This window comes from Caballeronia cordobensis, assembly GCF_001544575.2.
In the GTDB taxonomy this organism is placed as follows: Bacteria; Pseudomonadota; Gammaproteobacteria; order Burkholderiales; family Burkholderiaceae; genus Caballeronia; species Caballeronia cordobensis.
On the sequence record NZ_FCNY02000009.1, the window covers coordinates 1 to 11,945 of the forward strand.

At 64.5% G+C, this 11,945-nt stretch carries 13 protein-coding genes; 6 read left to right on the top strand and 7 right to left on the bottom strand.

The features are described 5' to 3' along the window. On the bottom strand, positions 1-473 hold a 473-nt coding region (locus tag AWB70_RS18185), incomplete at its 3' end, for a citrate/2-methylcitrate synthase (protein WP_327349537.1). Between the two features lie 23 nt (positions 474-496). Beyond that, entirely contained in the window at positions 497-1,387 is an 891-nt protein-coding gene (prpB, locus tag AWB70_RS18190) for a methylisocitrate lyase (RefSeq protein WP_053569638.1), read from the bottom strand. Positions 1,388-1,569: 182 nt separating this feature from the next. On the opposite strand from prpB, the gene prpR reads away from it, so the two are divergent. After that, the gene (prpR, locus tag AWB70_RS18195; RefSeq protein ID WP_041731809.1) at positions 1,570-3,438 is read left to right on the top strand and encodes a propionate catabolism operon regulatory protein PrpR; all 1,869 of its coding nucleotides are present in this window, start codon (positions 1,570-1,572) and stop codon (positions 3,436-3,438) included. A 1-nt stretch (position 3,439) separates the two neighbouring features. Here the strand turns inward: prpR and AWB70_RS18200 are convergent, their stop codons facing one another. The 3 genes from AWB70_RS18200 to pcaH all read right to left on the bottom strand — a co-directional run bounded on the left by AWB70_RS18200 (position 3,440) and on the right by pcaH (position 5,150). After that, entirely contained in the window at positions 3,440-3,745 is a 306-nt protein-coding gene (locus AWB70_RS18200) for a DUF2288 domain-containing protein (RefSeq protein ID WP_053569637.1), read from the bottom strand. Between the two features lie 87 nt (positions 3,746-3,832). Next, on the bottom strand, positions 3,833-4,441 hold the full coding sequence (gene pcaG / locus AWB70_RS18205; RefSeq protein WP_045454858.1) for a protocatechuate 3,4-dioxygenase subunit alpha: 609 nt from the start codon (positions 4,439-4,441) through the stop codon (positions 3,833-3,835). 7 nt (positions 4,442-4,448) lie between these two features. Then, a complete protein-coding gene (gene pcaH, locus AWB70_RS18210; RefSeq protein ID WP_014251183.1) occupies positions 4,449-5,150 on the bottom strand; it encodes a protocatechuate 3,4-dioxygenase subunit beta in 702 nt (233 codons plus the stop codon). A 114-nt stretch (positions 5,151-5,264) separates the two neighbouring features. Between pcaH and pcaQ the strand changes: the two genes are divergently transcribed. Both pcaQ and AWB70_RS18220 read left to right on the top strand, forming a co-directional pair. Beyond that, positions 5,265-6,203, top strand: coding sequence for a pca operon transcription factor PcaQ (gene pcaQ / locus AWB70_RS18215; RefSeq protein WP_053569636.1), 939 nt, complete (start codon positions 5,265-5,267; stop codon positions 6,201-6,203). A 212-nt stretch (positions 6,204-6,415) separates the two neighbouring features. After that, positions 6,416-6,784, top strand: a complete 369-nt coding sequence (locus AWB70_RS18220; RefSeq protein ID WP_041731807.1) for a response regulator transcription factor — start codon at positions 6,416-6,418, stop codon at positions 6,782-6,784. Between the two features lie 6 nt (positions 6,785-6,790). Here AWB70_RS18220 and AWB70_RS18225 read toward each other — a convergent pair whose 3' ends face one another. Next, positions 6,791-7,504, bottom strand: a complete 714-nt coding sequence (locus AWB70_RS18225; protein WP_053569635.1) for a lysophospholipid acyltransferase family protein — start codon at positions 7,502-7,504, stop codon at positions 6,791-6,793. Between the two features lie 120 nt (positions 7,505-7,624). Between AWB70_RS18225 and pip the strand changes: the two genes are divergently transcribed. Beyond that, a complete protein-coding gene (gene pip / locus AWB70_RS18230; protein WP_053569634.1) occupies positions 7,625-8,602 on the top strand; it encodes a prolyl aminopeptidase in 978 nt (325 codons plus the stop codon). Positions 8,603-8,631: 29 nt separating this feature from the next. Here the strand turns inward: pip and AWB70_RS18235 are convergent, their stop codons facing one another. Continuing rightward, positions 8,632-9,852, bottom strand: coding sequence for an EAL domain-containing protein (locus tag AWB70_RS18235; RefSeq protein ID WP_235024285.1), 1,221 nt, complete (start codon positions 9,850-9,852; stop codon positions 8,632-8,634). 300 nt (positions 9,853-10,152) lie between these two features. Between AWB70_RS18235 and AWB70_RS18240 the strand changes: the two genes are divergently transcribed. Further along, entirely contained in the window at positions 10,153-10,575 is a 423-nt protein-coding gene (locus tag AWB70_RS18240) for a hypothetical protein (protein WP_014251177.1), read from the top strand. 553 nt (positions 10,576-11,128) lie between these two features. Then, the gene (locus AWB70_RS18245; RefSeq protein ID WP_014251176.1) at positions 11,129-11,905 is read left to right on the top strand and encodes an N-acyl amino acid synthase FeeM domain-containing protein; all 777 of its coding nucleotides are present in this window, start codon (positions 11,129-11,131) and stop codon (positions 11,903-11,905) included. The last annotated feature ends 40 nt before the right edge of the window (positions 11,906-11,945 follow it).

The window sequence follows — 11,945 nt, forward strand, 5'->3', positions numbered from 1 at the left end:
CGCTTGCCGTTGTGCGAATAGTGATACCAGTACAGCAGCATCGAGCCGAGCGAAGCCATCAGGCGATCGGCGATATCCTTCGCGCCCGGCACGTTGTGATCGTCCTTCTCGGGCAGCAGCGTGCCGAGCACGGAGACGCCGGTGCGCATCACGTCCATCGGATGCGCTGAGGCCGGAATCCATTCCAGTGCGGCCTTGAGATTCGCGGGCAGGCCGCGCAGCGCCTTCAGCTTGGTCTTGTACGCCTTCAGCTCGGCGGTATTCGGCAGCTTGCCGTGCACGAGCAGATAGGCGATCTCTTCGAACTCGGAAGTCGTCGCAACATCGAGAATGTCATAGCCGCGATAGTGCAGATCGTTGCCGGTCTTGCCCACCGTGCACAGCGCGGTATTGCCTGCCGTCACGCCGGACAATGCGACGGATTTCTTCGGCTTGAATGCGCCGGTTGCGGTGCTGTTGTCTGCTTCGCTCATCGATTTGTCTCCTGAAACAAGGGTCATTTCTGTGCCGCGAAAAGCTGATCCAGCTTGTCTTCGTAGGCGTGATAGCCAAGATACCGGTACAGATCGGCACGCGACTGCATCGTCTCTACGGCGGCCTTTTGCGTGCCGTCGCGCTTCACCGTTTCATAGAAGTTCAACGCCGCCGCGTTCATCGCACGATACGCGCCGCAGCAGTACAACGCGATATCGACGTTCGCGCTCTTCAACTCGTCGACGGTGAAGAAGGGCGTCGAACCGAACTCGGTCAGATTCGCGAGAATCGGCACGCGCACGGCAGCCTTGAAGCGGCGATAGTCGTCGAGGGTCTTCATCGCTTCGGGGAAGATCATGTCCGCGCCCGCTTCCACATACGCGACGGCGCGTTCGATCGCGGCGTCGATGCCTTCGGCGGCGGCGGCATCGGTGCGCGCCATGATGACGAAGGTGTCGTCCGTGCGCGCATCGACGGCGGCCTTCACGCGATCGACCATTTCGCCGGTCGGCACGACTTCCTTGCCCGGCCGGTGCCCGCAGCGCTTCTGCCCGACCTGATCCTCGATATGCACGGCGGCGACCCCCGCCTTGATGAACGAACGGATCGTGCGCGCGATGTTGAAAGCGCCGCCCCAGCCGGTGTCGATATCGACCATCAGCGGCAGCGACGACGCGTCGGTGATGCGGCGCGCGTCGATCAGCACGTCTTCCATCGTGCTGATGCCGAGGTCCGGCATGCCGAGCGAATTCGCGGCAACGCCGCCGCCCGACAGATAAAGCGCCTTGAAACCGACGGCTTCGGCCATCTTCGCGGCGTAAGCGGTGATCGCGCCGACGACCTGCAACGGCGCTTCCCCGGCGACGGCTGCGCGAAAGCGCGCGCCGGGCGTGTTGGTGGACAACTGGCTCATGTTTCTGCGTCTCCGAAAAGGTGCATCTCAAAAGGCAAGTTGCGGGCCATGCGCTAAGTCATTGATTTTTATGAGATGGCAATTCGACCGAACGAGCGTGTTATTTCAAAATTGAAATCGCTGTTTCAGGCACGAAATCGCAGCGGTATCATGAGCCGCCGCCTCTCTTTCGACGCATCGACATGGATCCTTCCCACACTCCGCGCATCTGGGCCATCGGCATCAGCAAGCTGCGCGACCTGTATCGCGATGTCGCGTCGGCTTACGACGGCGTCGCCGATCTGCGCATCGTCGCGCGCGGCTATGAAGATGCCGTCAACGATATCGAGCACGCGGGCGTCGATCGTCCGGATGTGATCGTCGCGGCGGGATCGAACGGCAGCTATCTGAAAGCGCGTACCGGCGTGCCGGTCGTGCTCGTCGCGCCGACGGGCTTCGACGTGATGCACGCGCTCGCGCGCGCCAAGCGCGAAGCGGATCGCGTCGCGCTCGTCACGCACGGCGAGACGCCGCCCGAGCTGAAGCGCTTCTTCGCGGCGTTTGGCGTCGAGGTCGAAAGCGCGTCCTATCTAGCCGCCGAAGACGCCGAAGCCTGCGTGCTCGATCTGCGCGATCGCGGCGTGAAGGCGATCGTCGGTCCGGGGCTCGTCACGGAACTCGCGGAAAAGGCCGGGCTCAGGTCGGTGTTTCTGTACTCGCGCCCGTCCGTGCAGGCGGCCATCGACACGGCGCTCGAAGTCGCGAACGCGACGCTCGCCGAGTCGATGCGACGCCGCCGCCTCGATCAGGTTCTGCAAAATCTGCGCGACGGCGTGATCGCGCTCGACGCGCAAGGCCGCATCGAGGCGCTTTCCGGCAAGATGGCGCAGCTTCTGCGGCTGAACCCGTCGCAGGCGGTCGGGCGGCGGCTCGCGGAGCTGGCGCCGGATGTGGCGGCGGCCGTACCGGCGGCGCCGGGCGAATCGCTGGAAACGGTGCGCGGCGCGAGCTATGTCGTGCATCGCAGCGCGTGGGGCGAGGGATCGAACGAAACGGGCGGCGCGATCGTCACGTTTCAGGAATCGGTCGCGCTGCAACGGATGGACCGCTCGGTGCGCACGCGTCAACGCGCGCCGCAACTGACGGCGCGCTACGTGATCGGCGATCTGCTCGGCGAAAGCGCGGCCATCGAAGCGGCCCGAGCGCGCATGCGCCGCTATGCGCGCTCGGAGGCGACCGTGCTGATTCGCGGCGAGAGCGGCACCGGCAAGGAGCTCGCGGCGCAGGGCATCCACAACGCGAGCGCGCGGCGCGAGTTCGCGTTCGTCGCGCTCAATTGCGGCGCGTTTCCGGAGACGCTGCTCGAAAGCGAGCTGTTCGGCTACGAGGAAGGCGCGTTCACGGGCGCGCGGCGCGGCGGCAAGCCAGGCCTGATCGAAACGGCGCATCGCGGCACGCTCTTTCTCGATGAAATCGGCGAAATGCCGCTGCCGCTGCAAAGCCGCCTGTTGCGTGTGCTGCAGGAGCGCGAAGTGGCGCGTCTCGGCTCCACGGAGCCGCTACAGGTCGATGTGCGCATCATCGCGGCGACGCATCGTGCGCTGACGGAGCACGTCGAAAAGGGCGAGTTTCGCGCGGACCTGTTCTATCGGCTGAATATTCTGAATCTGGCGCTGCCGCCTTTGCGCGAGCGCGCCGCCGATATCCCGATGCTCGCCGCGCATTTGCTGGCCAGAACGCGCCTATCGATCGACGACGACGCCCTCGCGATCCTGATGGCGTATCGCTGGCCGGGCAACGTGCGCGAGTTGCAAAACGTGATGGAGCGCGTCGCGGTGGAGATGGAGGACGAGCCGGAGCGGCCGGTGACGCCCGCGCTGCTCGCGGACATCGCGCCTGAAATCATGAACGGCGATCAGCCGGATCTCACGCTCAGGGCGCGCGTGAAACGCACGCAGGCCGATGAAGTGCGCGCCGTGCTCGACGCATTCGACGGGGACCGAGAGAAAGCGTGCGCCGCGCTCGGCATCAGCAAGACGACGCTGTGGCGCAAGCTGAGCGGTACGGGCTGACTCAGCCGCGTTCCTGCACGCACACCCACGGCGACGTGACGACGGCCCACAATTCCGGATCGCGCGCGGCGAGATCGGTGGCGGTTTCGGCTTGCATGCGTTCGATCAGTCCGGCGGAAAGCCATTGCGAGACCTGCTGCGTGTCGTCGTTGGCGACGGCTTCCGCGATGCTCACCAGATCGAGGTCGCCCTTCACCCAGATGAGCTTGCCCTGCGCGAAGAAGCGTTCCAGTTCGGACCAGCCGATCTGGGCGGTTTCACCGAGGAGCTTGGCGTAGAGCGGGCTGGGCGTGGGAGCGTCGGACATGAGAAAAGCGCAGAAGAAAACGAAAGGCGTCCGACACTATAGCGCAGTGCCGGACGCCTTCGTTTCAAACGACTGCTGCGAGAAGCGTTACAGGTCGAAGAAGACCGTTTCGTTCGGGCCGCGCAAATGGATGTCGAAGCGATAGATGCTGCCCGACGAATCCGCCTTGACCGACGCACCCGCCTCGCGCTTCGCGATCAGCGTATGGCGGCGCTCGGCCGGCACGCTCTGCAGCACCGTGTCCTTTGCGTTGGCGTCGCTTTCATCTTCGAAATAGATGCGCGTGTAGGTGTGCAGCAGCATGCCGCGCATCAGCACGATGACATCGAGATGCGGCGCGGAATCGTCGGCGGTCGCGCCCGGCTTCACGGTATCGAAGATGAAGCGCAGTTTCGGGTCCGTGCCCGTACCGCAGCGGGCGAAGCCGCGAAAGCCCGACTCGCGCGCTTCCTGCACGCTCTGCACGTAGCGGCCGTTCGCATCGGCCTGGGCGAGTTCGATCAGCGCGTCGTTGACGGGCTTGCCTTCCGCGTCGAACACGTTGCCGACGACGGCGATATGCTCGCCCGGCACTTCACGGTCCGCAGCCGACGCGGTGAAGAGGCTCTTCAGATCGAAGTTGTATTGCTCGGGCACGAGGCCGTAAGCGAAGTACGGACCGACGGTCTGCGAAGGGGTCTGTTTCAGCGTGGTCATGTTCGTTTTACTCCGTCGGCGTTTGGTCCGGGCCGCGCAGCACGATGTTGAATTCGTAGCCGAGCGCGTAGTTTTCCTGCGTCGTGTCGATCGAGAAGGACGACACGAGACGCTCGCGGGCGTGCTCGGGAATGCCCTGATAGATCGGATCGAGATCGAGCAGCGGATCGCCGGGGAAGTACATCTGCGTGACGAGGCGCGAGCCGAAGTATTCGCCGAAGAGCGAGAAGTGGATGTGCTGCGGACGCCACGCGTTCGGGTGATTGCCCCACGGATACGCGCCCGGCTTGATCGTCATGAAGCGATAGCGGCCTTCGTCGTCGGTCAGGCAGCGGCCCGCGCCGAGGAAGTTCGGGTCGAGCGGGGCGTCGTGCTGGTCCGCCTTGTGCACGTAACGGCCCGCGGCGTTCGCCTGCCACACTTCCACGAGCGTATTACGCACCGGCCGGCCGCCTTCGTCGAGCACGCGGCCCGTCACGATGATGCGCTCGCCGAGCGGATCGCCATTCTTGGCGGCGTTACGGGTGAGATCGTTGTCGAGCACGCCCAGATCGTCAGCGCCGTAGACCGGCACGCGCCGGTTGCGCAGGTTTTCCTTCAGCGGAACGAGCGGCAGGCCCGGGCTGCGCAGAATCGACGACTTGTAACCCGGCGACAGATACGCCGGATGCGATTCCCAGTCGCGCGGTGTGAGGATCGGTGAAGTCATGTCGACTGTCTCCTGTCATTGTGGGATTGAATAGGATGTTTCTGACGACTACTTTATATAACGCCGCAAGTTATGGAAAATGATGTTTTGTGCCTTCTTGCATAACGGAACGTCATGGATACCGACTTCACCAACACCCGCGTCAAGTTCCGGCATTTGCAGTGTTTTCTGGCCGTCACGCAGCTCGGCAGCGTGCAGCGCGCCGCCGACAGCCTATCGATCACGCAGCCCGCAGTCTCGAAGACGATCAGCGAGCTCGAATCCATTCTAGGCGTGCGTTTGTTCGAGCGCGGGCGGCGCGGCGCGGTGCCGACGCGCGAAGGGCGGCTCTTCGCGCCGCACGCGAGCGCCTGCGTCGCGTCCTTGCGCGAGGGCGTCGACATGCTGCTGCGCGAGCGCGGCGACGTGCCTGGCACCATCGCAATCGGCATCCTGCCGACGGTCGCGCCCGTGCTGCTCTCGCCCGCGCTCACGTCGTTCCGGCAGCAATGGCCGGCGGTGTCGCTCTCGGTATGGACGGATTCGAACGCGCTTCTGCTGGAAAAGCTGAAGGCGGGCGATGTCGATCTTGTCGTCGGACGGCTGTCGGAGCCGGAAGCGATGCACGGCTTGTCGTTCGAGCAGATCTATCGCGAGCCGCTGGCGGTGGTCGTGCGCCGCGAGCATCCGCTGACGCTGGAGACGCCGCTCACGCCGGCGCTGCTCGCGCGCTTTGCGATCGTGGTGCCGCCGTTCGGCACGCTGATCCGTCAGTCGGCTGAAAGCGTGCTCACCGCGTTCGGCGCGCATGCGCTGACGGCGCTCGTCGAGACCTTGTCGGTGTCGCTCGGGCGCTCACTCGCGATGAACAACGACGCCGTGTGGTTCGTGCCCGCCGGCGCGGTCGAGCAGGACATCGGGCTCGGGCTGCTCGCCTCGTTGCCGATGCCTTTCGCGGGCACCGATGAGCCGATCGGCCTGATCCGCCGCAACGACGCGGCGCGCACGCCGGTGGAGGAAGCGCTCGTCGACGCGCTGCGTGAAGCGGGCCGCTCGCGCGCACGGAGCAAATGACCGGCGTCGCCGGGCGGCGCGCAAGTTGCTGAAGCAGCATTTACCGCGCAGAGTTGGCGCGAAAGAAATACTATGACGAAAGGCAGTGAGAACGAAGTAAATGCAACAAACCGGTTCAGCAGTGGTCACATAAAACGCTGTCCGCCGCGGTCTTCGCAGATTCCGGCAGACCTTCCGCAGCACGCGCCGCACGCACCGAACTTGCCCGCAAGATGAAGACCGTATTGCTCGTCGACGACGACCCCGCCACCATCGAAGCCTGGACCGTCTGCATGCAGGGCGAGGACTGCAACGTCCTGTGCGCGTTCGATGGCAACGGAGCGCTGACGATCCTCGGCGAGCAAAGGGTGGACATCGTCGTCTCCGACTGGATGATGCCAGGGCTCGGCGGCGCGCTGCTCTGCCAGACGATGAAGAACGACGCGGCGCTCGCGCACATTCCTTTCCTGATGATTTCGGGGCATCCGAATCCGCCCGCGTTCGTCAGCTACGACGGCTATTTGCGCAAGCCCGTGGATATGGGCACGCTGATCGCCGCCGTGAACCGGCTGTGCGCCGCGAAGAAGCGGCCGCTGTACTGAGAGCGGCTAGCGCAGTTCGGCCAGCGCCTCGTCCATCTGCGTCTGCGCCATGCGGTTCAGTTCCTGCGGAATCTCGCAATCGAGCGGCAGGCAAGGCGTGACGATCACGCGGATATGTCCGCCCCGATCCGGCCAACCCTTCGCCGGCCAGACCTTGCCCGCGTCGTGCACCACGGGCACGACCGGCACCTTCGTCGCGCAGGCGAGGCGCACGCCACCGGAGGCCAGCTTGAGCGGCGCTTCGTGCGCGACGCGCGTGCCTTCGGGAAAGATCACCACCGAATCGCCTTTCTCGAGGCGCGCCGCGCACTCGCGCGTCACCGCCGTATGCGCCTGACGGATCGAGCCGCGGTCGAGGCTCACCATGTCGAGCCCGCGCAGCACCCAGCCGAAGAACGGAATGTTCATGAGCTCGTGCTTGAACACGAAGCTGATGCGGCGCGGAAAAAGCGCCATGAACGTGAGCGTTTCCCACGTCGATTCGTGCCGCGACAGGATGATGCACGGCCCGGCCGGCAAATGCTCCAGCCCTTCGACGGAACACGTGACGCCGGTGATGACGCGCATCATCACGACGACGGCGCGGCACCAGAGCGTCGCGAGCCGGTAACGCCCGTTGCGGCCGACGAACGGAAAGAGCGGCAGGATCAGGATCGACCAGACGATGCCGCTGCCTAGCAGATACGTTGCAAAGAGCCACTTGACGAGAGTACGGCGCATCGAAATTCGCTGGATGAAGGGAAGCGGGAAGCATAGCGCACGGCGCACGTCATGCGATGTCACCGATCGGATGCAACAATGGATGCCAACCCGAATTCAACAGCCGAGGATGAAAGCGCAATGGAAACCGAAACGCCGGTGCAGTTCGACGAAGGCATGCTCGACGTGGGCGACGGCCATTCGATCTACTGGCGCGCGCAGGGCCCGCGCGACGCGCCCGTGATGCTCGTCGTGCACGGCGGCCCCGGCGGCGCGATGAACGTGAAATGGGCCGAGGTGCTGGAAGAAGGGAAGTGGCGCGTCGTGTTCTTCGATCAGCGCGGCTGCGGCAAGTCCACGCCGTTCGGCAAGCTGGAGCACAACGGCATCGATGCGCTCGTCGGCGACATGGAGACGCTGCGCGTCGCGTTGCAGATCGACCGGTGGGCGATTTTCGGCGGTTCGTGGGGCACCACGCTCGGCCTCGCGTACGGCGTCGCGCATCCGGAACGGTGCCTGGGCTTCCTGCTGCGCGGCGTGTTTCTCGCGCGGCGCGAGGACATCGACTGGTTCCTGTGGGACGTGCGGCGCGTGTTCCCGGAGGCGCATCGCGCGTTTCTCGATGCGATCGAGGCGGCGTGCGGCAAGCGTCCATCGAACGCGCAGGACATCCTGCGGATGACGGAGGCGCCGCTCGCTCGCTTCGACGAAGCCGGCACGCGGCTCGCGCGCGCATGGACGCAATACGAGACGACGCTGTCGGTCGTCAACAAGCCGGAAAAGGAACCCGCCGACGAAGAGAAGCGCCCGAGCGCGGAAGCGAACGCCGCCGCGATCTCGATGGCGCTGCTCGAACGTCATTACATGGCGAACGAGCTGCCGCCGATGCCGCTGTTGCCGCTCATCGCGCGTATCGCGCATCTGCCTTGCCGGATCGTGCATGGCCGCTTCGACATGGTGTGTCCCGCCGATCAGGCGCTGGCGCTCGCCGCGCGCTGGCCGGGCGCGCAACTGGCGGTCGTGAACGCGGCGGGGCACTGGACCTTCGAGCCGGGCAATCTCGCGGCGTTGCGCGCGGGCGCGGCGGCGCTTGCGAGCGCGATCGGCGAGGCGAAGTAGACGCCAAGCAGACGCGAAGCAGACGCGCCTCAGAACATCGCCGGCGCCGCTTCGGTGAGTTTGCCCCAGTCGAGATCGACGCCGATCACCACCGGCTTCTCGGCGCGCTGCGTCGCGATCGTGAGCGTCATGCACAGTGACGTGCCCGTCACGGAAAGATAGGGCGCGGTCGTGATCACTTGCTGCGGCTTCGCGAGCGCATCGACGAAATACGAGCGATTGTCCCAGCGCCCGGTGGACGGGTCTGCGATCGGCGCGAAACGCGCGCTCGGCGCTTTCGCGGCGGCCCCGGCCAGGCCCGGCATGAACTCGCGGCCGCCCTGGTCGAGAAAGAAGCAGCTGAGCGTCGCGGGCAGCGCGAGCACGTCGGCGCAGGCGGCTTCGGTCGTCGTCCCCGAGGCGAAGCGCCGTGCCGCCTGCTTGATGCCGGAGCGATAGGGCAGCACGAGCAGGTCGCCCGCGAGCCGCTCGGCGCGGCGCATCTGGGCGAGCGCATCGAACACGTCTTCGAAAAGCGGCGTCGCGACGCCGCGCTCGGCCAGCGTCGGCGACGGCATGCCGAACAGATAACCCTGCACGAAATCGACGTTCGAGCGCGCGGCGAGCATCAGGTCGTCGCCCGTCTCGATGCCTTCCGCGACCACGAACATGCCCGACTCGTGCAGCAGGTCGACGAGCTTTGGCATCAGCGCGTCGCGCATGTGAGCGCTCTTCGTGCGCACGAGGCTGCGGTCGAGCTTCACGATGTCGGGCCTGAGCGTCAGCAGCCGGTCGATATTCGAATGTCCCGCGCCGAAGTCGTCGACGGCGACGAGAAAGCCTTGTCCGCGAAACGCCTGCGTCGCGCGCGAGAGTTCCTCGACGTCCGTGCCGCCGGATTCCAGCACCTCGATCACGAGGCGCTCCGGCGCGAGGCCGGCCGCGCGTGTCGCCGCCGCGAGCCGCACGGCATAGCCGGGATCGGTGAAGGTGGCGGGATTGATATTGATGAAGAGCCAGTGCGCGGCGGGCAAGAGCGCCGCCGCGTTGCGCAGATGCGTGCGGTGGCTCATGCGGTCGAGCTCCGTGAGCGTGCCCGCGACGATTGCCCGGCCGAACAGATCGAACGGATCGATCAGCGCGCCGCCGCCCGCGTCGCCGCGCAGCAACGCCTCGTAGCCCACCTCGCGCTGATGCGGAAGGCTGTAGATCGGTTGCAGATGCGTGCGCAGCGCGATGCCGTCGACGATCTCGTCGTGTCCGCTCGCCACGTTCACACGACGACGGCGGGCGCGGGCCGCGCGGCGCGCGCGAACGGCATGGGGACAGCGCGCACCGGCAAACGCACGCACGGGCGGGCACACAGGTCGATGAACAGCACGGCAGTCACGCGTTTCGATGGGGATGAGCGCAATATCGGCCGTTCGTGCGCAAACTTGAGCACAACGCCCGCCGGTTTGCCGCGCGCGCCCGTACGACCTATCTTTGTTGATGCGATGCTACGATCCGTGTGCAACTTAGGCCGGGCCGCCCTCGTCGAAAGTTGCCACGAACCAATCCGAGAGAGATAGATGGCGCAACAGAAAACCAATCCCAAACTCGAACAGGCGCTGACGCGCGGCGATCTCGCGATCCGTCAGGCGAACTCGGGCCGCGCCACCGCGGTGCTGCGCGCGCTCGGCAAGATGATCGTCGAGGCCTCCGCGACGATCGGCGTCGAAGCGCATGTCGTCATTCACGATGGCGACAAGATCTACGATCCCGCCGACGGCGTCTGGCCGCAGCAGTTGCTCGTCTCGCTCGACGGTCCCGTCGAGGAGAACGATCCGGACGAGATCCGCACGATCACGCTGCTCGCCGACACGCCCGCCACGATATTCCGCTGCGAATGGCAGCGCGCGGACGGGAACATCGGCCGGCAGGAAGGCCGCCCGCTCGCGATGGTCGCTTTCATTACCGACGTCGATATCCCCTGGCTCGACGAAGACGACTGATTTTTCTGATTCGTTTTAGCGGTTTTCACACGGCTGACATGATTATGTCGTGATAAGGCGGGCGTTTCTTTCGAGGAACGCCCGCTTTTTCTTTTGCCCGTTCTCCACGTTTGAAAATCCCAAACTCTGCACTTTCCGTGTTTCGCAGATTGTGCGAAACAAACTTGTAAGCAAACGTTACCGCGCCCCGTTTTTTTAGTGTTTTCGAGCGTTTACGCGATGCTCCGCGACGGTTCGGCGAACGCTATTCTCCCAATTGCCTCTCGCGTCAATAGGTGGCTGCTCGCCCTCGTTTCTTCACCCGGTTCGGGCTCGCATATTCCTGTACGACATATGCATATATTGGTTTGCAGCGGCTACCCGGCGATTGGCTCGTCGATTAGAAGCTTTCTTCCATCGCTTTAGCCTGAAATTTGCTCAGAAACAGCGGCAAGCACGCACCCCGTTTTTTGACTTCGTGAGAGGCTCGTTTCGCCCGTGTACGGGACCTACTTAAATAAATGTCCTCGGCACGCGGCAATTTCCAATCGCCAAGAAAAAATGGGGTTTACAAATGGAACGTCTCAACCTTGCCAACAACGCCGCCGCCAACCACACCGAACCGGCGGTTCGCCCAACACTCACGATCGTGCCCGCGCTTCAGAAATCCGAGCGCATGCCGTTTACTATTCGTATCGTCCGGGACGATGCCGGGCTGCAGAAAGCCGTGAGCATCCGGCGCTCGGCGTATGGGCGGCATCTGCCCGAATTCGCCGAATCGATGACGATCGAGCCTTCGGATCGCGATCGCGGCACGGCCGTCCTGCTGGCGGAGTCCAAGCTCGACGGCGCGCCGCTCGGGACCATGCGCATTCAGACCAATGCGTACGGGCGGCTCGCGGTCGAGCAATCGGTGCGTCTGCCGGATCATCTGGCGACGAGCCGCCTCGCGGAAGCGACGCGTCTCGGCGTTTCGGGCGGCATGGTGGGACGGGTGGTAAAGGTGGCGTTGTGCAAGGCGCTCTGGATGTTCTGCGAATTGCACGGGATCGATTACATGGTGATCACGGCGCGTACGCCGCTTGATCGGGAGTATGAAGCGATGCTCTTCAAGGATGTTTTCGGCGTCAATGAATTCCTGCCGATGACGCATGTCGGCGGATTGCCGCATCGCGTATTGGCGAAGGACGTCGCCGCGGCGCGCCAGCGCTGGGAAGAAGCCCGTCATCCGCTCTTCAATTACATGGTGCATACGCACCACCCGGATATCGATTTGCATTCTGTAGATTTATCTTTTGACTGGGAACCGGTACGATGCCCTGAGGCTCCGCTGATGGCTTACGGCAGATAAAAAGCACGATCGTATTTAGAAAGGCAATAGCGAATAACCG